This window comes from Citrobacter sp. UYEF32 (assembly GCF_040546205.1).
GTDB classification, from domain to species: domain Bacteria; phylum Pseudomonadota; class Gammaproteobacteria; order Enterobacterales; family Enterobacteriaceae; genus Phytobacter; species Phytobacter diazotrophicus.
The window spans coordinates 351,252-375,815 of the sequence record NZ_JBEPNI010000002.1; the positions used below are offsets into that span (position 1 = coordinate 351,252).

The window sequence follows — 24,564 nt, forward strand, 5'->3', positions numbered from 1 at the left end:
ATCATGAATGACAAAGAAGAGTACGGCGTTAGCGAGCCTTCGCGTCGCCGTTTATTAAAAGGTATGGGCGCGCTGGGAGGCGCCCTTGCCCTGGCCGGAGGATGTCCGGTGGCGCATGCGGCCAAACCGCAAAGTGCGCCAGGCACACTCTCCCCGAATGCGCGCATGGAAAAGCAGCCCTTTTATGGTGAGCATCAGGCCGGGATTTTGACGCCGCAACAGGCGTCGATGATGCTGGTGGCGTTTGATGTGCTGGCGTCCGACAAAGCCGATTTGCAGCGTCTGTTTCGTCTGTTAACGCAACGTATCGCTTTTCTGACCGAAGGGGGGCCGGCACCGGAAACCCCTAATCCGCGCCTGCCGCCGATGGATTCCGGTATTCTCGGGCCGTTTATCGCACCGGATAATCTGACCATCACGGTTTCGTTGGGTGATTCTCTGTTCGATGACCGCTTTGGCCTGCGTGCGCAAAAGCCGAAAAAATTGCAAAAGATGGAGCGCTTTCCCAACGATGCGCTGGTCTCTTCATTAAGCCATGGTGACCTGCTGGTGCAAATCTGCGCCAATACCCAGGACACGGTGATTCATGCCCTGCGCGATTTGATTAAACACACGCCTGATTTACTGAGCGTTCGCTGGAAGCGAGAAGGGTTTATCTCCGACCACGCCGCGCGCAGTAAAGGAAAGGAGACGCCGGTAAACCTGCTGGGCTTTAAGGATGGTACGGCAAACCCGGACAGCAGTGATAACGCGCTGATGGACAAGGTTGTGTGGGTAACAAACGATCAGGCGGAGCCTGCGTGGGCCGTGGGCGGTAGCTATCAGGCCGTGCGTATCATTCAGTTTCACGTGGAGTTCTGGGATCGTACGCCACTCAAAGAGCAGCAGACTATTTTTGGTCGCGATAAGCAAACCGGCGCGCCGCTGGGGATGCACAACGAGCATGATGTCCCCGATTACGCCAGCGACCCCGGTGGCGATGTGATTGCCCTGGACAGCCATATTCGTCTGGCAAATCCACGTACGCCAGAGACGCAGTCGAGCCTGATGATGCGCCGGGGTTATAGCTATTCCCTGGGTGTCACCAATGCCGGGCAGCTTGATATGGGACTCCTGTTTGTCTGCTATCAGCACGACCTGGAGAAGGGGTTTCTGACCGTGCAAAAACGTCTCAATGGCGAAGCGCTGGAGGAGTATATTAAGCCCATCGGCGGCGGCTACTTCTTCGTGTTGCCAGGGGTTAAAGACCAAAACCAGTATCTCGGGCAAGCACTGCTCGAAGCCTGAAAAAAGAATCCTGCCTGAAGCCAGGCAGGATAATCTCTTATCTGTAGCATCCGTTCACACTTTTTCTGCCATCAAACTATCGATTTTTCGTATGAGAAAGTATCTGTTATTTTTCTGTAATATTCTTCGTAGACACTCTTTTCCATAGCGCAGGGTAAACGCTCGTTACCTTTCGGTGAAAATAATGTTGCGTTTATGCTAATTCCTGATGTACTTATTACATAGAATTACTGCCCTGCGGTGATGTCGTCACCTGGAGATCGCGGATGGTAAAGTCCACAACTGGACGTAACACCAACAAACAGCGCAACACCCGGCTCGGGGATGCACACTCCGGCAGTAAACGCTTCACCTCTGAATTTCTCTCCTTCATTCCTGTTTCTGATTTAACCGACATGGCAAGCGCTGATGACGGCTGCTTTGTTATGTCAATTTCAAAGGCAAGACATGGCTTAAAAGGAAGCCAAACCTCAGACGTTCGTGCGCATAATCGTGCCGATTTTGGTGCGTGTGATGTAAACCAACAACTCAAGGTGCTATCCATGGGAAGACAGAAAGCAGTGATCAAAGCTCGTCGTGAAGCTAAACGTGTGCTGAGACGCGATTCGCGCAGTCACAAACAGCGTGAAGAAGAGTCGGTCACCTCGCTTGTGCAGATGAGTGGCGTTGAAGCAATTGGAATGGCAAGGGATAGCCGTGATAATTCACCGATTGTTGCGCGTAATGAAGCTCAGGCGCAGTACCTGAATGCTATCGAGAGTAAACAACTGATATTCGCGACCGGGGAAGCCGGCTGCGGTAAAACATGGATCAGCGCGGCGAAAGCGGCGGAAGCCCTGATTCATAAGGATGTGGACAGGATTATTGTAACCCGACCGGTTCTGCAGGCCGACGAAGATCTCGGCTTCTTACCTGGTGATATTTCGGAGAAGTTCGCCCCTTATTTCCGGCCCGTCTATGATGTGCTGGTGAAAAGGCTGGGTGCGTCCTTCATGCAATACTGCCTGCGACCAGAGATTGGTAAGGTAGAGATCGCGCCGTTCGCCTATATGCGCGGACGTACCTTTGAAAATGCGGTTGTCATTCTTGACGAGGCTCAGAATGTGACCGCTGCGCAAATGAAAATGTTCTTAACGCGCCTCGGGGAAAATGTGACGGTAATCGTCAACGGTGATGTGACTCAGTGTGATTTGCCCCGCGGGGTGCAGTCTGGTCTGAGCGATGCGCTGTCGCGTTTTGAGGAAGATGAGATGGTAGGGGTGGTGCGTTTCACCACAGACGATTGCGTCCGCTCCGCACTCTGCCAGAGAACGCTGAAAGCCTACTACTAAGCTTTTTAGCGCATGATAAGAGCCCGGGAAACCGGGCTTTTTTTTGCTTTAAATAAAATCACTCACAGGTTTTTCATGTACTAAAACAGGTGGGTACATGTCGTCTGATAATCCTGTTAGTGTTATGCGCCGCTTTTTAATTATCAACATTGCCGTTGGCTATTTCGCCTTAGCTGTATGTGACAACTTCTACGGATCGGGCGCTGCCACTGATTGTTTTTAGGTGATGCTGGTAAATGCGGAACATAAAGTAAAAGTGTCATTATTTAAGAGGGAATTATGCGCGGGATTGTATGTATTTTAGGGTTGTCAGTCGTATTGGTTGGCTGCGATAAAGCGGTTGAAGATAAAAAGATTTCTGAACTGACAAGCGAAGAAGCTCAGACTTTATGTAAGTCGCCGCAGGCAATTGAGCAATTAACAAACAACTTCAAAGCGGGCACCAGTGAGTTTTTAACCCAACATCCCTTTAACTATTATCCTTTTAGCGATCGTAACGTTGACTCGACCAAAAGCATTACTGATTCGGAGCTGAGAAGAAAAAGTCGTATTGATGACAGTTTTCTCTATTCCGCTGATACCTTTAACAAAGGCTTTGGCCAGACTGACGTTCTGAAAATAAGTAACCCGACGCTTTCTGCAACAGGCCAGGACAGCCTGACCTGTAGTGCCCAGGCTGATTTCAGCAGTGATGAGATTTACGGTAAAGCCTTCTCAACGCCGGTCTCCTATACCATCACTAAGGCTGACAAGAAAATTATCACCGAAGGGAAATTCGCGCTGGCCGACATGAAGCAAAGCAAAGTCGAGCCGACGGCGGGCCAAAAGGCGTGGCGTGATAAATATGAAGCAGAATTAAATGCAAAAGATCAGGCGCTGAAAAACGTTGCCGACAGCGAATACCAGCCGATTTCTACAAAAGATCTCTTTTATATCTATTTTGCCCAGACTCCGCGCCAGTTTAACGATGATGAGCTGATGGGACTCTTTAGCAACAAATGGAACAACACCAGTGATTCATTTGCGAAAGAAGACATCAAAAAAGAAGAACTGCCGCAAATTAAAGCAAAAATTGCGCAATATAAAGACATCAAAAATATCGTCATTTATTCCACCACCGATGGTTCTTATCATGATGAGGACTTCCTGAAGCTGAAAACAGCGTCGGGTGAAAACGCTATCAAAATTAACGATATGGGGATCTTTACCCTTACCGATAGCAGCTATGACTTTGCAAAGAAAGGCTATGAATATCATAACTTCCTTTGCAACATGAACGGGGGCATCACCGTCAACGAACGGGGTGTATCGTTATCTGTCGATAAGACCGTCCGTGGCTGCACAGTGCTGGTTCCTGACGATCAGGCCCGTGAGATCTCTGCGAAGTTCGCCGATTTCAAAGGCAAAGGCAAAAATGTCAGCACCTCAGCGAAATATTTCATCCATATCGACAGCATTAATGGCGATCGTAATACCATTGAGGCAACGCTGGTAAAAGATGATGTACAGCTTATCGACCCTGACACTAAAGCGGTGATTTTGCATACGGTCATCAATTAAAAGACTGTTCAGCGCAACGAAAAATTGACGCCAGAATTCTGATTATAAATAGCCGGGCTTGTCCCGGCTTTTTTACGCTTATCGTTTCTGTGATACCCTTCTTTTTTATCCCTTATGCCATCAGGAGAGTCGTAAATGACCGAAGGCCCGTTAAATGAAAATGAATTGCAGTGGCTGGAAGAGACATTGGTCGCTTATGGCCACAGCGATGAGTCCGTACTCGATGTGGCGGAGCTGGATGGTATGTTGACCGCCGTATTGTCCGGCCCGGTGGTTGTCGAGCCGGATCGCTGGCTGGTGGCCGTATGGGGCGGCGAAAAGAACATTCCGCGCTGGAAAAACGATCGTGAAATGAATCGTTTTATCGATCTCTGCTTTAAGCATTTGAACGATATTGCCGAGCGCCTGAGTGATTACCCGGATCAGTTTGAACCCGTCTTTGGTTACAACGAAGTGGACGGTAAGAGCTACACGGTGGTTGAAGAGTGGTGTTTTGGCTATATGCGCGGCGTGGCGCTAACCGACTGGTCAGGCTTGCCGGAGGAGCGTAAGGCCGATCTGGATATTATTGCCTTGCACGGGCTGGAAGAAAACTTTGAGCGTCTGGATGAATTCACCGAAGAGGAATTCAATGAAAGCGTAGAGGCTATCAGGCCTGCCGCTCTGCGTCTGTATGAGTACTGGTCGGCGAATCCACAAGAGCCTGTTGCTCAGAAACCGCAGGTGAATGGTGTAAAAGTCGGGCGTAACGATCCTTGCCCGTGTGGCAGCGGTAAGAAATTCAAAAGCTGCTGCCTGCACTAAAAAAACCGGGCTCCTGATGAGCCCGATTTATTATCCCACTTCCGGCAGCAAGCCTGCTGAAATCGCAAACTGTACGGCAATAATAGTTACGCCGCAGGCCATCACCAGGCAGAGCATAGGTCTCCCGCCCAGAACACGATATTGCGCTTGTCCATGCGCCTTACGGCTTTGCCATGCGAGCAGGGCGGGGATCAGCAGGGCCAGCACCGCAAGCGCCACGCCAGCATAACCGAGCGCCATCACAAAACCGCGCGGATAGAAGAGGGCGAAGGCCAGCGGGGGTAAAAAGGTTATCGCGCCGGTTTGCAGACGCCCGACAGCCGTGTTGCGGCGCTGGAACAGGTCGGCCAGGTAATCAAATAGACCAAGCGACACACCTAAAAATGAGGTCGCCAGCGCCAGGTCGGCAAACAGATGAACAGCCAGTTCCACATGCGCGGAGGCAACCACTTCGCGCAGCGCCTCAAGAAGTCCATTCAGCCCGGCATGGTTAGCCAGCATCCCCATAAAGGTTGAAGACTCAATACTGCCAAGGGTCGCCAGTTGCCAGAAAATATAGGCGACCAGCGGGATCGCGCTGCCGGTGATAAATATCCCGCGCAGCTTGCGAACGTTACCGCCCATATAACTGACAATGCTCGGCACGCTGCCATGAAAGCCAAAAGAGGTAAAAATCACCGGCATGGCGGAGAGGGCCAGCCCTTTTTCCAGCGGCAGGGTGAGTAAATTCACCTGATGAACATGTGGCAGGAGCAGCGCGAGCATTACCACCAGGAAAATAATCTTGGCGCTAAACAGGAAACGGTTGAATAAATCGACCAATGATGTGCCAATACAGACCACGCCACCGGCGACAAAGGTAAACAAAAATACCCCGCCTGATGACGATACATTGATGCCAGTCCATACGCTGAGGCTGGACGCCAGCAGCTCACCGGCGCCGCTGATATAAGCCGCCGTCAGGGCATACATCAAAAACATCATGCTAAAACCGGTGATCCACTGCCCGTAACGCCCCAGGTAACGTCGCGCCAGGCTACCGAGCCCTGTGTCGGCGGGCACGTGCTGATAGACTTCGAGCAATAACAGCGCGGTATAACACATCAGTCCCCACAGGGCGAAGAGTAAAACCAGCGTTACACTAAATCCGACCCCGGCGGCGGCCAGCGGCATCGCCAGCATCCCTGCGCCAATAGTGGTACCAGCCACAATAAAAACACTGCCAAGTGCTCGATTCTTCACACTTTCCTCTGGATTCAAACCGCATTCTTTATCAAATATGCGGCGCAGAGTATGTGAAAAACCGATCTGCGTCAAACCGGGCTTACAAACAGTGTAAATAAATAATTACATGAAAAGAGGCGCTTGCCTTTGTCGTTTGGCTGGCGGTCTACAGGCGGTGCGCAATGCAGGTAAACCTGTCTCAGCGCAATAAACCCTTATAAAGATGTGTCTATGATGCATCTTTTAAGCGGAGGGTGTATGGCGTCAATTCATGGTCATGAAGTACTTAATATGATGCTGGAGTCAGGGGAGCGTTATTCAGAGCAAAGTCTGGAAGCGGCAATCTGTATGCGCTTTGGTAAGAATGCCCGTTTTCATACCTGTTCAGCAGAGGATATGACGGCGGCGGAGCTGGTGGCGTTTCTGGCATCGCGTGGGAAATTTATTCCTGCTGAAGACGGGTTTTCTACCCACGAAAGTAAAATCTGCCAGCACTAAAAAATAATGCGGTAATGTAGAGTCATTACCGCATTTTGCTTAATTTGCGGTGTCGAGAGTAGACAGTTCTTTATCGATAAAATAAAGACCTTCGCCGCTTTTACCCGCCAGCGTCAGTTTATCAATAACGGATTTAAACAGTTTTTCTTCTTCATGTTGTTCCGCTACATACCACTGCAGGAAATTAAACGTCGGATAATCCTGCGAGGTCATTGCGACGTGCGCCAGTTCGTTAATTTTCTGGGTGATCAACTGCTCGTGTTCGTAAGTCGCACGGAACAATTCATCCAGCGAAGCGTATTCGGCAAACGGCGACTGAATAGTGTTAATGCGCGGTAAGCTGCCGGTATCTGCCAGATAATCAAACAGACGCTGCATGTGCGTCATCTCTTCCTGCGCATGGCGGCGCAGAAATGCGGCGGCACCTTCAAAGCTGTTATAGCTGCACCAGGCGCTCATTTGTTGATAAAGCAGAGACGAAAAAAGTTCGAGGTTCATCTGCTCATTGAGTTTTTCAATCATTTCAGCTTTAAGCATGGCGCCACTCCGAAAAATAATAAAAGAGGTAAAGAGCGGCCACTATAATTTGTTATTTAATTATTTGCAAAAGGTAAAATAAAAAATAATTTTTATTAAAAATGAGAATGGGAATAACACGCATTGCAGGAAAATAAGCGGGGAAATGATAATTATTCTTTTATTTAAATAAAGAGTAATGCCAGCGGTGGAGCACTGGCATTAATTGTTACCAGGCTCTGGCGGCCGGCACGTTGTTGAGCGCCATACCACGGCACTGGTACTGAATGGTGATGGTCGTGTTCATACAGACGGAACCACTGATCAGGCTACAGGTCGAAATGGGCTGACCATAGGCCACTGCGGTCGCATAGCCCATTTGTTGACACTGCTTGTTGGCGGTTCCCTGCGTGGTGTATTCGTCATAGTGTGCGTTTTGCATCATCGCCTGATTAAAGCTAAGACGGATCAGACCATTGGTCGTATCAACATTGCTGACTTTGGGTTCTTTGGTTATTGAGCACCCGGCGAGCAGTAGCAGCGAGGCGGCAACAAGGATTTTGTTCATGAAAGCGCTCTGATTCATATGGGCATTGTTGCATCTTACCGACTTATTACGCGGGCAATCGGCAGAATAGCCTGCTTAACTGACCTTTTTACGTGCAACGACGGGGCAATCAGGTCGATTTCAGGCAAAACTGTGAACGCAATTTGCTTTTTTAAAACTATTTTTCATTAAATTTGAAAGTCTGTTTATCAGGTAGTAAGGTTAATCCAATTTGGCAACTTAATGCATTAACCAGGAGATGAAGATGAAGATTGCACTGATGATGGAAAACAGCCAGGCAGGGAAAAACGCCGTCATCCTTAAAGAACTGAAAGCGGTTGCGGATGAAAAAGATTTTCCGGTCTTCAATGTGGGTATGAGTGACGAGAACGATCATCACCTGACCTATATCCACCTTGGTATTATGGCCAGTATTCTGCTGAATGCTAAAGCGGTCGACTTTGTAGTGACGGGTTGCGGTACAGGGCAGGGGGCGCTGATGTCCCTGAATATTCATCCTGGCGTTATTTGTGGTTACTGTATTGATCCGGCCGACGCTTTCCTGTTTGCCCAGATTAACAACGGCAACGCGCTCTCATTGCCGTTCGCCAAAGGGTTTGGCTGGGGCGCGGAGCTGAATGTGCGCTTTATCTTTGAAAAAGCGTTCACGGGCCGTAAAGGTGAAGGCTACCCGCCGGAACGTAAAGAGCCGCAGGTGCGTAATGCCGGTATCCTCAACCAGGTAAAAGCGGCGGTAGTCAAAGAGAACTACCTTGATACCTTACGCGCCATCGATCCGGAACTGGTGAAAACCGCCGTTTCCGGCCCGCGTTTCCAGCAGTGCTTCTTTGAAAACTGCCAGGATAAAGCCATCGAAGCTTTCGTGCGTGAGATCCTCGCCTGATACCCCTGAGGTCAGCACACGCTGGCCTCTGCTTTCCCTTCCGTGTTCACCCGCCACTGTTTCCTTAACTTATCCAATTATTTTTTAAAAATACAAAAAAATTTTAGATTGTAAGTCGCAGATTTTACACGAATTTTTAACAAAAACTGTTTTTCTTTAAAAATAAAACGTGATTTCTATCACGTAAATATTGCTTTTTGTGACGGAGGTCATATTATATGCACATCAACCGATAACACCTGCATAACAAATCGCCGGAGCAAAACATGAAACTGCGCAAAATCCTGAAAAGCATTTTTGAAACCTACTGCAAAACCTTCAAAGATGTCCCCCCGGGTGCCATGTTCTGATGATAAAAAAACCTGCCGAGGCAGGTTTTTTTATGTCCGCAACAAAAGGCGGAAGGGTGATAAAAGCGGCGATCTTCGCCGCTTTTTGCTATCAGAAGAAAGCCGAGACCAACATGTAGCTGGCAGCACAGGCGCAACTCACGCCAATCAGACCCGGAATGATAAAGCTGTGGTTAATGATAAATTTGCCGATACGCGTGGTGCCTGAGCGGTCAAAGCCGATACAGGCCAGGTCACTCGGGTAGGTCGGCAGAACAAAATAGCCGTACGAGGCCGGGAAGAAGGCGATCAACATTTTGGGTTCAACGCCCAGCATCAGACCCATTGGCGCAACGGCGGTCAGTGCGGCGGCCTGGCTGTTTACCAGTTTCGAGACGAGGAACAGCACGATAGCGTAGGTCCACGGATGGCTTTTCACGACCCCTTCCAGCGCCATTTTCAGTTCGTTCAGATGTGCCTGGAAAAAAGTATCACTCATCCATGCAACACCAAACACCGAGAAAATAGCCACCATTCCCGCTTTGAATACCGCACCGCCTGATATAGCAGAAGCGTTGACCTTACAGACCATCAGCATCACGGCACCGGCAATCAGCATCATCATCTGAATGACCAGGTTCATGGAGAGGGGGGAAAGTTTACCTTTTACGTCGAAAGCCGGGCGCAATTGCGGGAGTGCGCCGAGTAATACCACGACCAGGATACCGGCAAAAAAGATCCACGTTGACCAGTAGGCCTCTTTGGGGAAGCGCTGATTCATCAGTGTTTCGCTACTGCCATAAATGAATTCACGCTGTTTCGGATCTTTTAATTTTTCCTGGAATTCTTTGTCGTCTGCCAGATCTTTACCACGGCGCAGGCTCCACAGCGCGGCGATAGCGACCCCGAACAGCGAGGCCGGAACAGAGACGGCCAGTATTTCAAGGATACTCCAGGCGTGACCAATGCCGTGCTGCGCGGCAAGAATGGAGACCAGCGACACGACGGCAACGGAGACCGGCGATGCGGTAATCGCCATCTGCGAGGCAATAGAAGCCACGGCCATCGGACGTTCCGGGCGGATATTTTTCTTAAGCGCAATGTCGGCGATGATAGGAAACATGGTGTAGACCACATGCCCGGTACCGCAGAGAAACGTCAATGTCCATGTGGTGAACGGTGCCAGCAACGTAATATGTTGGGGATGGCGACGTAATAACCGCTCCGCAAATTGCATCATCACGTTCAGACCGCCTGCGGTTTGCAGCGTAGCCGCGCAACCAATAACGGCAAGAATCGTGAGCATAACATCAACCGGCGGCTTGCCCGGCTCCAGACCAAATACAAAACTCAGGAGAAAAAGACCAATACCGCTGATTAAACCCAGCCCCATCCCGCCAAAACGTGTCCCTATTAATAAACAGAGAATTATAATGATAAATTCAATGGTAATCATGACTCACCTTGTCCTGGACATTAATACATTGAATAGATCATTACATTTTGTAACGTCTCTCAATGAGAGCCAGATCCAATTTGAGCAAAATTAATAAAAGCAATAACTTATATACTTTTTATTAACAAATAATTCATACCCTGGCAAAGTAATGGGTCAGTCGGTGGGGGGATTAAACATCGACTGACGACAGGAAGGGGGAGCGCGGAAAAATTAACAGGCAATGGAAGCGGAATACTGAATAGTGAGAATGTTTTTTAATTCTTCGTTATTGTTTTGATATTCTGCGCGAATGTTGTTTATGAGTTCGAGAGTGGCCATATTACTGTCCAAGGCGATCTCTTCGGCCAGACATTCCAGTGCACAGATACGCAGAGCCTGGTTTTCCATGAGTTGCTTTAGAACATCCTCAACAGAGACAAAATTATTGTCCACCATATCAACCGCCTTAATAACCGGCCAGGTCCCTGATGCCTTAATATATTCGAACAGTTGCATCATTCGCGTCACACTTTTTTGCGCCTGAATGCGCAGAAACACCCCCATAGCAGGAAGGTTACGCGTCATACACCCGTTGCCAAGAGAGATATAAAGATGTGACGCATGAAACTCAAGATTCATCTGAGTATTCAATTTCTGCGTCATTACAGAGGTCATCATAATAATATCCTTATTACAGAGTAAGTTTTTGCACGTGTTAAATTAATACGGCAAACCATTCAGGTATCCATCTGCCTCAACGTGAGTTGCATAAGGATTACAGAGGAAGAAGCGTATCCTAAGTTATATTACGTTATTGTTCATTTCGCCCATATGACATGTGGATGATAGTTTTATTCAGTCATAAATATTCGTTTTCTCTTACAGAGGGTGCACTTATTCCGACAGGCAAATAAACCTATCTTTCAAAAGCCTGCAGTTTCTCTGGTTACCTGAAAAGTGACGGCTTGCGCCCACCTGGCGGCAAGAATGTGACTTAAGAATGATTTTGAAACACTGTTTTGATTTAATGTATGGACAATTGATGACAACAACAGGGTAAGGAGTAGGCAATGAAAAAAGTGGCGGTGTTGTTAGCGCCAGGGTTTGAAGAGGCAGAGGCGATTATTACCATCGACATTCTGCGTCGCCTGAATATCGAGGTTGAAACGCTGGCCTGCGCACAATCACGTGCGGTAGTGAGCTATCACAATATTCCGATGGTGGCAGACAGCACGCTGAGCGAGCGTGCTGACACACTTTACGACGCCGTGGTGCTTCCGGGTGGCCCACAGGGCAGTGTTAACCTTGCCGCGAACACAGAAGTTATCGCATTTGTTAAGCATCACGATGCGCAGAACAGGCTGATTTGCCCGATTTGCTCCGCGGCCGCAAGAGTGCTCGGCGGCAATGACCTGCTGGATGGCCGCCGCTACGTCTGCTCCGGCGATTTGTGGCAAGGGGTTCGAAACGGCGAGTACGTTGATGCCCCGGTGGTGGAAGACCGCAATCTGTTAAGCGGCAAAGGTCTTGGCCACGCGTTTGATTTTGCGTTTGCCCTGTCGACACGCTTGCTGGGCGATGAAACCCCCGTGCGCGATCACGCAGATCATATTTATTACCATTGGTAACTTGTACACCCCGATACACCTTGTATCGGGGGACAAGGATAACCGAGCTGGAGCTATGGATTATCCTGCTAATACCCTTCTGATTTGTACGACAAATACGCCCATTTTTATGTCTTAATCCGCTGAATTTATGTACGGAATTACTGTAATTCTGCGGTGTGATATTGCTCTCCTATGGAGAATCAATTTCCCGCTAAAACTACTGCCAGCACAGGTATCCAGGGAAGCACGGATCCTAATGCCTTGTTTTATGACCTTTTAAGTTAACCGGTAGTTATTTTTCCCTACGTAAAAGAAAGTCAAAGCTGGAGTTAACCATGCACAAATTCACTAAAGCGTTAGCAGCCATTGGCCTTGCCGCCGTTATGTCACAATCCGCTATTGCTGAAACAATGAAACTGGGTTTTTTGGTAAAACAACCTGAAGAACCCTGGTTCCAGACTGAATGGAAATTCGCCGATAAGGCGGGCAAGGATTTAGGGTTTGAGGTGATTAAAATCGCCGTTCCGGATGGCGAAAAAACACTGAACGCCATCGACAGTCTGGCAGCGAGCGGCGCAAAAGGCTTCGTTATCTGTACGCCGGACCCGAAATTGGGTTCCGCGATTGTTGCTAAAGCGCGCGGTTATGACATGAAAGTCATTACCGTGGATGATCAGTTCGTTAACGCCAAAGGCGAACCGATGACCTCCGTTCCTCTGGTCATGATGGCCGCCAGCGAAATCGGCGCGCGTCAGGGTCAGGAATTGTACAAAGAGATGCAAAAACGCGGCTGGGATGTGAAAACGACCGGCGTTATGGCGATCACGGCCAATGAACTGGATACCGCACGTCGCCGTACCACCGGTTCAATGGATGCGCTGAAAGCCGCGGGCTTCCCGGAAAAACAAATTTACCAGGTACCGACAAAATCAAACGATATCCCCGGTGCGTTTGATGCCGGTAACTCTCTGCTGGTGCAACATCCGGAAGTGAAACACTGGCTGGTGCTGGGTATGAACGATAACACCGTCCTGGGCGGCGTGCGTGCAACCGAAGGCCAGGGCTTTAAAGCTGCGGATGTGATTGGCATTGGTATTAACGGTGTGGACGCGGTGAGCGAGCTGTCGAAAGCGCAGGCGACCGGCTTCTACGGTTCTCTGCTGCCAAGCCCGGATGTGCATGGCTATAAAACCAGCGAGCTGCTCTACAACTGGGTGACCAAAGGTGTTGAGCCGCCGAAATTCACTGCGGTTACCGATGTGGTGCTGATCACTCGCGATAACTTCAAAGAAGAGCTGGCGAAAAAAGGGTTAGGCGTGAAGTAAATCTCTGATGGTTGTGCCCTCCCTTATCAGGGAGGGCCAGAAGTACACTGAACTGATTCACGGAGACGTTATGCAAGACTCTACTCCTTATCTTTCCTTCCGCGGCATCGGCAAGACGTTCCCCGGCGTCAAGGCCCTGAGCGATATCAGCTTTGACTGTCATGCCGGTCAGGTCCACGCGTTGATGGGGGAGAATGGCGCGGGTAAGTCGACCCTGTTGAAAATTCTCAGCGGTAATTACGCACCGACGACCGGTACGCTGGCAATTAAAGGACAGGAAGTTAGCTTCGCGGATACCACGGCGGCGCTCAATGCCGGTGTGGCTATCATCTACCAGGAACTGCATCTGGTACCGGAAATGACGGTGGCGGAGAATATCTATCTCGGCCAGTTACCCCATAAAAGCGGGATCGTTAACCGCTCACTCCTTAATTATGAAGCGGGTCTGCAACTCAAGCATCTGGGGCTGGATATTGATCCACAGACGCCGCTCAAATATCTCTCCATCGGCCAGTGGCAGATGGTCGAAATCGCGAAGGCGCTGGCACGTAACGCCAAAGTTATTGCCTTTGATGAACCGACAAGCTCACTGTCGGCGCGCGAAATCGAAAACCTGTTCAGGGTTATTCGTGAGCTGCGCAAAGAAGGGCGCGTCATTTTGTATGTTTCGCACCGCATGGAAGAGATCTTCGCCCTCAGCGATGCCATTACCGTGTTTAAAGATGGACGTTATGTCCGTACGTTCACGGACATGCAGCAGGTTAACCATGACCAGCTAGTACAGGCGATGGTTGGCCGTGACCTGGGCGACATCTACGGCTGGCAGCCGCGCGACTATGGCGATGAACGGCTACGCCTCGATCAGGTTAAAGCGCCCGGTGTTCGCACACCGATTAGCCTGACGGTACGCAGCGGCGAGATTGTTGGTCTGTTCGGTCTGGTAGGGGCAGGGCGCAGCGAGTTAATGAAAGGTTTGTTCGGCGGTACGCGAATTACCGAAGGGAAAGTCTTTATTGACGGTGCTGAGGTTAATATCCAGAAACCATCCCATGCCATTCGCGCCGGTATGATGCTCTGCCCGGAAGACCGTAAAGCAGAAGGGATTATTCCCGTCCACTCCGTACAGGAGAATATCAATATCAGCGCCCGGCGTAAGTTTATCCATGCAGGGTGTTTGATCAATAACGGCTGGGAGGCGCAGAACGCCGAGCATCATATTCGTAGCCTGAATATCAAAACGCCCAGTGCCGACCAGTTAATTATGAATCTTTCCGGTGGTAATCAGCAGAAGGCCATTCTGGGACGTTGGTTATCGGAAGAGATGAAGGTCATTTTGCTCGATGAACCCACTCGCGGGATTGATGTGGGGGCCAAGCATGAAATCTATAACGTTATCTATGCGCTGGCAGCCCGTGGTGTAGCGGTGTTGTTTGCCTCAAGCGACCTGCCGGAAGTCCTTGGCGTCGCCGACCGCATCGTGGTGATGCGCGAAGGCGAAATTGCCGGTGAATTGCTTCATGGTCAGGCCGATGAACAGCGAGCGCTCAGCCTCGCGATGCCTAAAGTTAGCCAGGCTGTCGCCTGAGCAAGGAGAATATGATGTCATCTGTAACTTCTTCTGGCGCACCGAAGTCGCCATCGGCCTTTAGCCTGGGCCGCATCTGGGATCAGTTCGGTATGCTGGTGGTGTTTGCCGCACTGTTTATCGGCTGCGCCGTTTTTGTGCCGAACTTCGCCTCGTTTGTGAACATGAAAGGGCTGGGGCTTGCAATCTCCATGTCCGGTATGGTGGCCTGCGGGATGTTGTTCTGTCTGGCCTCCGGTGACTTCGACCTTTCGGTTGCATCCGTCATCGCCTGTGCTGGTGTTACCACCGCTGTGGTGATCAACATGTCAGGTAGCCTGTGGCTGGGCGTATTTGCTGGCCTGATGCTGGGCGTGGTGAGCGGGTTTATTAACGGTTTTGTGATTGCCCGGCTGAAAATTAACGCCCTGATCACGACCCTTGCCACGATGCAAATTGTGCGCGGGCTGGCTTATATCATTTCTGATGGTAAAGCGGTCGGTATTGAAGACGAGAGCTTCTTTACGCTTGGTTATGCCAACTGGCTGGGGCTGCCTGCGCCAATCTGGCTGACTGTCGCCTGCCTTATCGTGTTTGGCTTCCTGCTAAACAAAACGACGTTCGGTCGAAACACGCTGGCCATTGGCGGCAATGAAGAAGCGGCGCGTCTGGCGGGCGTACCCGTGGTGCGCACGAAAATCATTATCTTTGTTCTGTCCGGGCTGGTATCCGCGGCGGCAGGGATTATCCTGGCCTCGCGTATGACAAGCGGTCAGCCGATGACCTCTATCGGTTATGAGCTGATTGTGATTTCGGCCTGCGTGCTGGGTGGGGTTTCGCTGAAAGGCGGTATCGGTAAAATCTCTTACGTGGTCGCCGGGATCCTGATTCTGGGGACGGTAGAGAATGCGATGAACCTGCTGAACATCTCGCCGTTTGCCCAGTATGTGGTGCGTGGTTTGATCTTGCTGGCTGCGGTGATTTTTGACCGCTACAAACAGAAGGCTAAAAGAACTGTGTAATCCTCCTGTCATCGCTATGATGATTGATCTTTAAGCATACCTCCAGTAACCCATCAACCGCCAGAATGGTTGATGGGTTATGCATAAAATGGCGAGCAGCGTCACACTGTCTATACTTACATGGCTAATGATAATGAAAGGTTATCGTATGAGACCTTTCACCGTTGACCATTAAGGAGGAAACCAGGGTGGCTGACCTGTTATCTGAACCGCCTGTCTTTTCCGGAAATTTTGCTTTTTTCTTCGATCTTGACGGAACCCTCGCTGAAATCAAACCTCACCCTGACCAGGTTTTTGTTCCGCCGGATGTTCTCAAGCGGCTCGCACGCCTTGCTGAAATGAATGATGGCGCGGTGGCATTGATCTCAGGGCGCTCAATGGCAGAGTTGGACAAGCTTGCCAGGCCTTACCGTTTTCCCCTTGCCGGGGTTCATGGGGCAGAGCGCCGCGATATCAACGGTCAAACTCACCGGGTCACGTTGCCAGATGAGATCATCCAGCCGCTGGAACAGGCACTGACTACGGGAATGGCCGCACTTAAGGGTGCCGAGCTTGAAAGCAAGGGGATGGCGTTCGCTCTGCATTATCGGCAGGCACCGGAGCATGAAGAGGCAATCTTCGCTCTGGCACGTAAAATGGTTGAGACCTGGGGCCAACTGGCGATGCAGCCAGGCAAATGTGTGATCGAACTTAAACCGTCTGGCATCAACAAGGGTGCCGCTATAGACGCGTTTTTACAGGAGTCGCCGTTTAAGGGCAGAAAACCGGTATTTATCGGCGATGATCTGACGGATGAGCACGGCTTTGAGGTCGTGAACGCGAAATCAGGTATTTCGGTGAAAGTAGGGGCTGGTGCAACTCACGCGCAATGGCGTTTGGGTTGTGTGAATGACGTCCATCAGTGGCTTAAACGTATAACTGACCATCAAGAACAAGAAAAAAAGGCGCTAACAAACAGGAGAGATGGCTATGAGTCGCTTAGTCGTAGTATCTAATCGCATTGCTCCGCCTGACGATAAAAAGTCCAGCGCAGGTGGGCTGGCCGTAGGGATTCTGGGAGCTTTAAAAGCCACGGGCGGATTATGGTTCGGCTGGAGTGGTGAAATTGGTGATGAAGATGCACCGCTGAAAAAGGTCTCGCGTGGAAATATCACATGGGCTTCCTTTAACCTCAGCGAAGAGAATTACGAGCAATATTATTCTCAATTTTCCAACGCCGTGTTATGGCCAGCTTTCCATTATCGCCTGGACCTGGTGAAGTTCCAGCGTGAGGCATGGGAGGGCTATCAGCGGGTAAATTCCCTGTTGGCGGATAAGTTATTACCGCTGGTAGAAGATGACGACAATCTGTGGATCCACGATTACCATCTGCTGCCTTTTGCCAGTGAATTGCGCAAGCGTGGGGTGAATAACCGTATTGGTTTCTTCCTGCATATTCCTTTCCCGACCCCGGAAATCTTCAACGCGCTGCCGCCGAATGCCGAACTGCTTGAGCAGTTGTGTGACTATGACCTGCTGGGTTTCCAGACCGAGAGCGATCGTCTGGCGTTCCTTGACTGTCTGTCTACCCAAACACGTCTGACAACACGTGGCGGTACGCACCATACCGCATGGGGCAAAACGTTCCAGACCGAGGTTTACCCTATCGGTATCGAACCGAAAGAGATTGCCCAGCAGGCTTCGGGGCCGTTGCCACCCAAACTGGCGCAACTGAAAAACGAGCTGAAAAACGTCAAGAATATCTTCTCCGTTGAGCGTCTGGATTACTCCAAGGGGTTGCCGGAGCGTTTTCTCGCCTATGAAACGCTGCTGGAGAAGTATCCGCAGCATCACGGCAAGATTCGCTATACGCAAATCGCACCGACCTCGCGTGGCGAAGTACAGGCCTATCAGGACATTCGTCATCAACTGGAAACGGAAGCGGGGCGCATTAACGGGAAATATGGTCAGCTTGGCTGGACGCCGCTCTATTATCTGAACCAGCACTTTGATCGCAAAGTGCTAATGAAAGTCTTTAGATACGCGGAAGTCGGGCTGGTCACACCACTGCGAGACGGGATGAACCTGGTCGCGAAAGAGTATGTTGCCGCGCAGGATCCTGCGAACCCGGGCGTACTGGTGCTGTCGCAATTTGCCGGTGCGGCAAACGAGCTAACCTCGGCGCTGATTGTTAACCCTTACGACCGGGATGATGTAGCTGCCGCGATGGACAGGGCACTGACGATGCCGCTGGCTGAGCGTATCGCGCGCCATGCTGAAATGCTTAAGGTGATTGAGCAAAATGATATCAACCACTGGCAAGAACGGTTTATAAGCGATTTAAAGCGCATCACGCCACGTAGTGCTCACAGTAGCCTGCAAAACAAAGTGGCGACCTTCCCGAAAATGGCCTGACAAGAGCCCCTTCCGTTACGCGGGAGGGGTTATTCGCTTAATGGCACCAGCAAGACATCCACTTTACACGAACCGACTATCGCTTTAGCGGAGCAGGCTGCTCGCGCAAAAAAACTCTGATTGTGATTCCCACAGATAACCAGGTCGACGCCCTGTGTACGACAGATATGCAGCACGTGCTCACTGAGCTCACCAGAGGTAATAATCACCTGTTCAATGGGGTAATCAGCGCGGCTGACCAGGTCATTCATAAACTGTTGCGTCTCTTCCTGCAGAATCTCGCGCACATTCTCCATCATCGGTGCCGCAAGCTGGTTATACATTTCGGGATCGGACGTTAGTGTGATGAGGGTTAAGCGGGAGTGAAACGGACGTGCTATTGACACCGCTTTTGCCACCAGGGCGTGGCTTTCCGGAGAGGCCGATACCGCAACCAACAGATGCGTGTAGCCCATGACTGGCTCCTTATCTATGAGGTTCACATATCACCATTACTCCGTTTGCGCCAACGTAGCAATAGACCAATATGACAAACTTGTGAAGAAACTCATAAATATTCATTAATTAATCTTATGAAATGGACAGTTTGAAGTTTAATCATCTTAATTAGAATTAGGTGCTTAAGCGAAATTTTAAGAATTTAAAGTTAAATCCCTAAATTATTAATCGTCCTGATTAACAAATTTAAAATGATCCCGCGCGGCAATTAATAAGCGTGGCTGTATTTCTAATTTCTTGTTTTATAAAGCTATTTATTATTGTTTCTTTATTAGAGACGAATTGCGTGTTTTAAACGCCTAAAGATAGTACACATCTGACCACTGCGCCGTATTTCGATATGTCATATGAATGAGTATTCGCATTAAAAGAATAGAAAAATGGATTGTTAGAACAAAAAATAATCAATTCAGAAGCAGGACTGATAGATTTCTTACCAGGAAACGCGTAAATTATGTGACATGGATCACATTTTTTCCAAAATTTCACTCTGGTCACATTGTATGTCTCAGCACCTACGAGTACAGTTGCGTCGAATTAGGAAAAATCTTAGTTCTTTGTAAGAAATGATTAAGAGTGTGGCAAGGTAAAAACATTTGAGCGAGAGACCTGCCGCACGAGATCCTAAGTCTGTTATGCATTTAGCCTTTCTTTTTATACCGGGTTTTTTCCCGGCGACATCACGGGGTGCGGTTTGTCCGCATAAGATACAAGTTGGTTATTCGGGATGGGAAAAATGCATACATCCGAGTTGCTGAAACACATTTATGACATCAATCTGTCATATCTGCTCCTTGCTCAGCGTTTAATTAGTCAGGACAAAGCGTCCGCCATGTTCCGCTTAGGTGTTAACGAAGAAATGGCGAATACGCTGGGAGAGTTAACTCTTCCACAGATGGTTAAGCTCGCTGAAACAAATCAAGTTATTTGTCAGTTCCGCTTTGACAACCATCAGACCATTACGCGTCTGACTCAGGAATCCCGTGTGGATGATTTACAGCAAATCCATACCGGCATTCTGCTCTCTACTCGTCTGCTGAATGAATCTACCCAAGCAGGTGAACCAGCCCGGAAGAAAAGGGCGTAATCATGAGCGAGAAAAGTATTGTTCAAGAAGCCCGCGACATTCAGTTAGCAATGGAACTGATCACGCTGGGCGCACGTTTGCAAATGTTGGAGAGTGAGACGCAACTGAGCCGTGGTCGTCTCATCAAGCTTTATAAAGAGCTGCGTGGTAGCCCGCCGCCGAAAGGTATGCTGCCATTCTCCACCGACTGGTTTATGACGTGGGAGCAAAATATTCATGCTTCAATGTTCTGTAATGCCTGGCAATTCTTACTAAAAACCGGGTTATGCAGCGGCGTTGATGCGGTAATTAAAGCCTATCGACTCTATCTCGAACAATGCCCTCAGCCTGAGGAAGGGCCACTGCTGGCTCTGACCCGTGCCTGGACTTTGGTACGTTTCGTGGAAAGCGGAATGCTGGAGTTGTCTCGCTGTAACTGCTGTGGTGGTAACTTTATCACCCACGCGCATCAGCCTGTTGGCAGTTTCGCCTGTAGTTTATGCCAGCCGCCTTCTCGTGCGGTAAAAAGACGTAAACTTTCCCGGGATGCTGCCGATATTATTCCACAACTGCTGGAAGAACAGATCGATCAGGCTGTTTGACCGAACAAGGTGTGGGACAAACTCCAGCAGCGGTGAAGTTATACCGCTGCTTTTTTTTTCCCTGCCTTTCGTGAAAACCCTGCGATTTGTCTTCCTTGCCATAGTCATTAGCGGAAGGATGATGTCGTGCTTATCGTATTAGGTTACATAGTGGTTGTGGGTGCTGTCCTTGGCGGGTATATGATGACCGGCGGGCACCTTGGCGCACTTTATCAACCGTCCGAGCTTATCATCATTGGCGGCGCTGGCATCGGTGCGTTTATCGTCGGCAACAATGGTAAAGCCATCAAGGGCACCATCAAGGCGTTACCTTTGCTGTTTCGCCGCTCCAAATACACAAAAAGTATGTACATGGATTTGCTGGCGCTGCTCTATCGGCTGATGGCGAAGTCTCGCCAGCAGGGGATGTTCTCCCTTGAACGGGATATCGAAAACCCGAAAGAGAGCGAGATTTTTGCCAGCTATCCGCGCATCCTTGCCGATGCCACCATGCTCGAATTTATTGTTGATTATCTGCGTCTTATCATCAGCGGCAATATGAACACCTTCGAAATTGAAGCGCTGATGGACGAAGAGATCGAAACCCACGAAAGTGAAGCGGAAGTCCCGGCCAACGCCCTGGCGGCGGTAGGGGATTCGTTGCCCGCATTTGGTATCGTTGCGGCGGTTATGGGCGTGGTTCACGCACTGGCCTCGGCGGACCGTCCGGCGGCGGAGCTTGGTGCGCTCATTGCTCACGCGATGGTGGGAACCTTCCTTGGTATTTTGTTGGCGTACGGCTTTATTTCTCCGCTGGCCAGCGTGTTGCGTCAGAAAAGCGCCGAAACCACCAAAATGATGCAGTGCGTCAAGATCACACTGTTGTCGAATCTGAACGGCTACGCGCCGCCAATTGCCGTCGAGTTTGGGCGTAAAACGCTGTACTCAACTGAACGTCCGTCGTTTGTCGAACTCGATGAACACGTGCGCGCGGTAAGAAACCCTAACCAACAGACAACGACTGAGGACGCATGAAAAATCAGTCCCATCCTATCGTCGTCGTAAGACGCAAGAAACATAAAGGACATGGCGGGGGAGCGCACGGCTCCTGGAAGATAGCCTATGCCGACTTTATGACGGCGATGATGGCTTTTTTCCTGGTTATGTGGCTTATCTCAATTTCTAGCCCTAAAGAACTGATTCAGATTGCCGAATACTTTCGTACACCCCTTGCAACAGCGGTAACGGGTGGACCAAGAATTTCGAATAGCGACAGTCCGATTCCGGGCGGTGGCGATGACTACACACAGCAGCAGGGTGAAGTTAAAAAACAGCCGAACATTGATGATCTCAAGCAACGCATGGAGCAAGCAAGGCTGAAAAAATTGCGCGGCGATCTGGACCAACTGATCGAAGCCGATCCGAAATTGCGTGCTTTACGCCCGCACCTCAAGATCGATCTTGTTCAGGAAGGTTTGCGTATTCAGATTATCGATAGCCAGAACCGCCCGATGTTTAAAACCGGCCGGGCAGAAGTGGAGCCCTATATGCGTGACATTTTGCGGGCTATAGCACCGGTACTGAATGGTATTCCGAACAAAATTAGCATTTCCGGACACACCGATGACTATCCCTACGCCAACGGTGAGAAAGGATACAGCAACTGGGAGCTTTCAGCGGATCGTGCAAACGCCTCGCGACGAGAACTGGTTGTTGGGGGTCTCGACGATGGAAAAATGCTTCGAGTCATTGGCATGGCAGCCACAATGAGGCTGGCAGAGCGCGGACCGAATGAGGCGATCAACCGCCGTATCAGCCTGTTGGTGCTAAACAAACAAGCAGAAGAAGCCATTCTGCATGAGAACGCCGAAAGCCAGAATGTGCCAATAAGCGTCATTACACAGCCGGAGGCAGAAGCGGCGCCAGCGCCAGCATCCGCGCCTGCGGCGGCAGTTACAACATCGCCACAACCCGAGTCGAGGTGATTGCGTGAGCATGGATATTAGCGATTTTTATCAGACGTTCTTTGATGAAGCTGACGAGTTGTTGGCCGACATGGAGCAGCATTTGTTAGATCTGGTGCCAGAAGCGCCGGACTCTGAACAACTCAATGCCATCTTTCGTGCCGCCCACTCTATTAAAGGCGGTGCGGGCACGTTTGGCTTCACCATTTTGCAGGAAACCACGCACCTGATGGAAAACCTGCTTGATGAAGCCCGCCGTGGGGAAATGCAGCTCAACACTGACATCATTAACCTGTTTTTGGAAACCAAAGATATTATGCAGGAACAGCTCGATGCCTATAAAAGCTCTACGGAGCCAGATGCCGCCAGCTTTGAATATATCTGCAATGCGTTGCGTCAATTAGCGTTGGAAGCCAAAGGGCAAGCTGTTCCGGCTGCAGCCAATAGCGCCAAATTGTCCGTTGTTGAAAGCGCCGCACAGGACGCTGAGGCTGCCGCTCCGGCGAGCCCAGCCGATGACGGAAAGCTGCGTATTGTGCTGTCGCGTCTAAAAGAAAACGAAGTCAGCCTTCTGGAAGAAGAGTTGGGTAACCTCGGTACGCTCACCGACGTTGTAAAAGGGACGGATACCTTACGCGTCACGCTGGATGGCGGTGTAAGCCAGGATGATATCATTGCGGTGCTGTGCTTCGTTATAGAAGCAGACCAGATCGCCTTTGAAAACGCCAGCGTACCTGCGGAAACCGCGTCTGCGGAAGCTGCAACGGTTGAAGCCGTTGAAGAGGCCGCACCAGAAGCAGCAGCGGCCCCGGTTTCAGCCCCGGCCCCGGTTGTCCAGGCTGCACCTGTCGCGGCGCTGAAAGCGGTCGCCAAAGAGCAACCCGCAGGTCGTGAAAAACCGGCCCGCGCCAGTGAGTCAACCAGTATCCGTGTTGCGGTAGAGAAAGTTGACCAGTTGATTAACCTCGTCGGCGAGCTTGTTATTACGCAGTCGATGCTGGCTCAGCGCTCGAACGAACTTGACCCGGTCACCCACGGCGACCTGATTACCAGCATGACGCAGTTGCAGCGTAACGCACGCGATCTGCAAGAATCGGTCATGTCTATCCGTATGATGCCGATGGAATATGTATTCAGCCGCTTCCCGCGTCTGGTGCGTGACCTCGCGAGCAAGTTGGATAAACAGGTTGAACTGACCCTGCAAGGTAGCTCGACAGAACTGGATAAGAGCCTGATTGAGCGAATCATTGACCCGTTAACGCACCTGGTGCGTAACAGCCTTGACCACGGGATTGAAGTTCCGGAAAAACGCGTTGCAGCGGGTAAATCACCGATTGGCAACCTGACCCTTTCCGCAGAACATCAGGGCGGCAATATCTGCATCGAAGTCACCGACGATGGTGCAGGCCTGAACCGTGAACGTATCCTGGCAAAAGCCATATCGCAGGGTATGCCAGTGCACGAAAACATGAGCGACGAAGAAGTCGGCATGCTGATCTTCGCACCGGGCTTCTCTACCGCTGAGCAGGTGACCGATGTCTCCGGGCGTGGTGTGGGCATGGACGTGGTGAAACGTAATATCCAGGAGATGGGCGGCCACGTTGAGATCAAATCACGTCAGGGCGCAGGTACCACAATCCGCATTCTGCTGCCGTTGACGCTGGCAATCCTTGACGGCATGTCCGTTAAAGTGAGCGATGAAGTGTTCATTCTGCCGCTGAACGCGGTGATGGAATCACTGCAGCCGCGCGAAGAAGATTTGCACCCACTGGCCGGTGGCGAGCGCGTACTCGAAGTGCGTGGCGAGTACCTGCCGTTGGTAGAGTTGTGGAAAGTATTTGATGTTAATGGCGCGAAAACCGAAGCTACGCAGGGGATTGTCGTTATCCTGCAAAGTGCCGGTCGTCGCTATGCATTGCTGGTTGATCAATTGATTGGTCAGCATCAGGTAGTAGTGAAAAACCTTGAAAGCAATTACCGCAAAGTGCCGGGAATTTCTGCGGCAACCATCCTTGGTGATGGTAGCGTTGCGCTGATTGTTGATGTTTCGGCACTACAGGGATTAAACCGTGAACAACGTGTGGCGCACACTGCCGCCTGAC

24 protein-coding genes are annotated in these 24,564 nt (G+C 50.3%); 18 read left to right on the forward strand and 6 right to left on the reverse strand.

The window, feature by feature from the left end; all coding sequences use genetic code 11:
• Window positions 1–3: 3 nt before the first annotated feature.
• From efeB to ABIB59_RS05935, 4 genes are all read left to right on the forward strand, one after another.
• The gene (gene efeB, locus ABIB59_RS05920; RefSeq protein ID WP_354034429.1) at window positions 4–1,287 is read left to right on the forward strand and encodes an iron uptake transporter deferrochelatase/peroxidase subunit; all 1,284 of its coding nucleotides are present in this window, start codon (window positions 4–6) and stop codon (window positions 1,285–1,287) included.
• 542 nt (window positions 1,288–1,829) lie between these two features.
• Window positions 1,830–2,618 (forward strand): phosphate starvation-inducible protein PhoH, encoded by a 789-nt coding sequence (gene phoH / locus ABIB59_RS05925; RefSeq protein ID WP_039078777.1) that lies wholly within the window; start codon window positions 1,830–1,832, stop codon window positions 2,616–2,618.
• A 279-nt stretch (window positions 2,619–2,897) separates the two neighbouring features.
• Complete coding sequence (locus tag ABIB59_RS05930) at window positions 2,898–4,178, forward strand: hypothetical protein (RefSeq protein WP_071194638.1); 1,281 nt, start codon at window positions 2,898–2,900, stop codon at window positions 4,176–4,178.
• 135 nt (window positions 4,179–4,313) lie between these two features.
• Window positions 4,314–4,982: a YecA/YgfB family protein gene (locus ABIB59_RS05935; RefSeq protein WP_039078664.1), complete on the forward strand. Its 669-nt coding sequence runs from the start codon at window positions 4,314–4,316 to the stop codon at window positions 4,980–4,982.
• 30 nt (window positions 4,983–5,012) lie between these two features.
• Here ABIB59_RS05935 and tyrP read toward each other — a convergent pair whose 3' ends face one another.
• Complete coding sequence (tyrP, locus tag ABIB59_RS05940; RefSeq protein WP_071194636.1) at window positions 5,013–6,224, reverse strand: tyrosine transporter TyrP; 1,212 nt, start codon at window positions 6,222–6,224, stop codon at window positions 5,013–5,015.
• A 240-nt stretch (window positions 6,225–6,464) separates the two neighbouring features.
• Here tyrP and ABIB59_RS05945 point away from each other — a divergent pair, with 240 nt between their 5' ends.
• Window positions 6,465–6,704, forward strand: a complete 240-nt coding sequence (locus ABIB59_RS05945; RefSeq protein WP_071194635.1) for a YecH family metal-binding protein — start codon at window positions 6,465–6,467, stop codon at window positions 6,702–6,704.
• A 39-nt stretch (window positions 6,705–6,743) separates the two neighbouring features.
• Here the strand turns inward: ABIB59_RS05945 and ftnA are convergent, their stop codons facing one another.
• Window positions 6,744–7,241, reverse strand: coding sequence for a non-heme ferritin (gene ftnA, locus ABIB59_RS05950; RefSeq protein ID WP_039078667.1), 498 nt, complete (start codon window positions 7,239–7,241; stop codon window positions 6,744–6,746).
• A 208-nt stretch (window positions 7,242–7,449) separates the two neighbouring features.
• Window positions 7,450–7,788 carry a YecR family lipoprotein gene (gene yecR / locus ABIB59_RS05955; protein WP_039078778.1) on the reverse strand — a complete coding sequence of 113 codons (339 nt, stop codon included), beginning with the start codon at window positions 7,786–7,788 and terminating at the stop codon, window positions 7,450–7,452.
• A 244-nt stretch (window positions 7,789–8,032) separates the two neighbouring features.
• Here yecR and ABIB59_RS05960 point away from each other — a divergent pair, with 244 nt between their 5' ends.
• Both ABIB59_RS05960 and azuC read left to right on the forward strand, forming a co-directional pair.
• A complete protein-coding gene (locus ABIB59_RS05960; RefSeq protein ID WP_039078668.1) occupies window positions 8,033–8,671 on the forward strand; it encodes an RpiB/LacA/LacB family sugar-phosphate isomerase in 639 nt (212 codons plus the stop codon).
• Window positions 8,672–8,937: 266 nt separating this feature from the next.
• Window positions 8,938–9,021 carry a stress response protein AzuC gene (azuC, locus tag ABIB59_RS05965; RefSeq protein WP_088218881.1) on the forward strand — a complete coding sequence of 28 codons (84 nt, stop codon included), beginning with the start codon at window positions 8,938–8,940 and terminating at the stop codon, window positions 9,019–9,021.
• Between the two features lie 91 nt (window positions 9,022–9,112).
• Here the strand turns inward: azuC and ABIB59_RS05970 are convergent, their stop codons facing one another.
• Together ABIB59_RS05970 and ABIB59_RS05975 are read right to left on the reverse strand one after the other, a co-directional pair.
• Complete coding sequence (locus tag ABIB59_RS05970) at window positions 9,113–10,456, reverse strand: anaerobic C4-dicarboxylate transporter (RefSeq protein ID WP_039078669.1); 1,344 nt, start codon at window positions 10,454–10,456, stop codon at window positions 9,113–9,115.
• A gap of 213 nt (window positions 10,457–10,669) precedes the next feature.
• Entirely contained in the window at window positions 10,670–11,116 is a 447-nt protein-coding gene (locus ABIB59_RS05975) for a ferritin-like domain-containing protein (protein WP_125124983.1), read from the reverse strand.
• Window positions 11,117–11,508: 392 nt separating this feature from the next.
• On the opposite strand from ABIB59_RS05975, the gene ABIB59_RS05980 reads away from it, so the two are divergent.
• The 6 genes from ABIB59_RS05980 to otsA all read left to right on the forward strand — a co-directional run bounded on the left by ABIB59_RS05980 (window position 11,509) and on the right by otsA (window position 18,353).
• Window positions 11,509–12,066 (forward strand): DJ-1/PfpI family protein, encoded by a 558-nt coding sequence (locus tag ABIB59_RS05980; protein ID WP_354034433.1) that lies wholly within the window; start codon window positions 11,509–11,511, stop codon window positions 12,064–12,066.
• Window positions 12,067–12,383: 317 nt separating this feature from the next.
• Complete coding sequence (locus tag ABIB59_RS05985) at window positions 12,384–13,373, forward strand: arabinose ABC transporter substrate-binding protein (RefSeq protein ID WP_039078671.1); 990 nt, start codon at window positions 12,384–12,386, stop codon at window positions 13,371–13,373.
• Window positions 13,374–13,443: 70 nt separating this feature from the next.
• Window positions 13,444–14,958 (forward strand): L-arabinose ABC transporter ATP-binding protein AraG, encoded by a 1,515-nt coding sequence (gene araG / locus ABIB59_RS05990; protein ID WP_039078672.1) that lies wholly within the window; start codon window positions 13,444–13,446, stop codon window positions 14,956–14,958.
• 14 nt (window positions 14,959–14,972) lie between these two features.
• A complete protein-coding gene (araH, locus tag ABIB59_RS05995) occupies window positions 14,973–15,959 on the forward strand; it encodes an L-arabinose ABC transporter permease AraH (protein WP_039078673.1) in 987 nt (328 codons plus the stop codon).
• Between the two features lie 188 nt (window positions 15,960–16,147).
• Entirely contained in the window at window positions 16,148–16,954 is an 807-nt protein-coding gene (gene otsB, locus ABIB59_RS06000) for a trehalose-phosphatase (protein WP_107223009.1), read from the forward strand.
• On the forward strand, window positions 16,929–18,353 hold the full coding sequence (gene otsA / locus ABIB59_RS06005; RefSeq protein WP_071194629.1) for an alpha,alpha-trehalose-phosphate synthase: 1,425 nt from the start codon (window positions 16,929–16,931) through the stop codon (window positions 18,351–18,353). Before otsB ends, otsA begins: the two co-directional genes overlap by 26 nt.
• A 29-nt stretch (window positions 18,354–18,382) precedes the next feature.
• Here the strand turns inward: otsA and uspC are convergent, their stop codons facing one another.
• Complete coding sequence (gene uspC / locus ABIB59_RS06010; protein ID WP_169039603.1) at window positions 18,383–18,808, reverse strand: universal stress protein UspC; 426 nt, start codon at window positions 18,806–18,808, stop codon at window positions 18,383–18,385.
• 779 nt (window positions 18,809–19,587) lie between these two features.
• Between uspC and flhD the strand changes: the two genes are divergently transcribed.
• The 5 genes from flhD (at window position 19,588) to cheA (ending at window position 24,563) form a co-directional block, all read left to right on the forward strand.
• Window positions 19,588–19,938, forward strand: a complete 351-nt coding sequence (gene flhD, locus ABIB59_RS06015; RefSeq protein ID WP_039078677.1) for a flagellar transcriptional regulator FlhD — start codon at window positions 19,588–19,590, stop codon at window positions 19,936–19,938.
• 2 nt (window positions 19,939–19,940) lie between these two features.
• Window positions 19,941–20,519 carry a flagellar transcriptional regulator FlhC gene (gene flhC, locus ABIB59_RS06020; RefSeq protein WP_039078678.1) on the forward strand — a complete coding sequence of 193 codons (579 nt, stop codon included), beginning with the start codon at window positions 19,941–19,943 and terminating at the stop codon, window positions 20,517–20,519.
• Window positions 20,520–20,645: 126 nt separating this feature from the next.
• Complete coding sequence (gene motA, locus ABIB59_RS06025) at window positions 20,646–21,533, forward strand: flagellar motor stator protein MotA (RefSeq protein WP_039078679.1); 888 nt, start codon at window positions 20,646–20,648, stop codon at window positions 21,531–21,533.
• Window positions 21,530–22,483: a flagellar motor protein MotB gene (gene motB, locus ABIB59_RS06030; protein WP_039078680.1), complete on the forward strand. Its 954-nt coding sequence runs from the start codon at window positions 21,530–21,532 to the stop codon at window positions 22,481–22,483. The genes motA and motB overlap by 4 nt, the downstream gene beginning before the upstream one ends.
• Window positions 22,484–22,487: 4 nt before the next feature.
• Window positions 22,488–24,563 carry a chemotaxis protein CheA gene (gene cheA, locus ABIB59_RS06035; RefSeq protein WP_071194628.1) on the forward strand — a complete coding sequence of 692 codons (2,076 nt, stop codon included), beginning with the start codon at window positions 22,488–22,490 and terminating at the stop codon, window positions 24,561–24,563.
• Window position 24,564 lies beyond the last annotated feature (1 nt).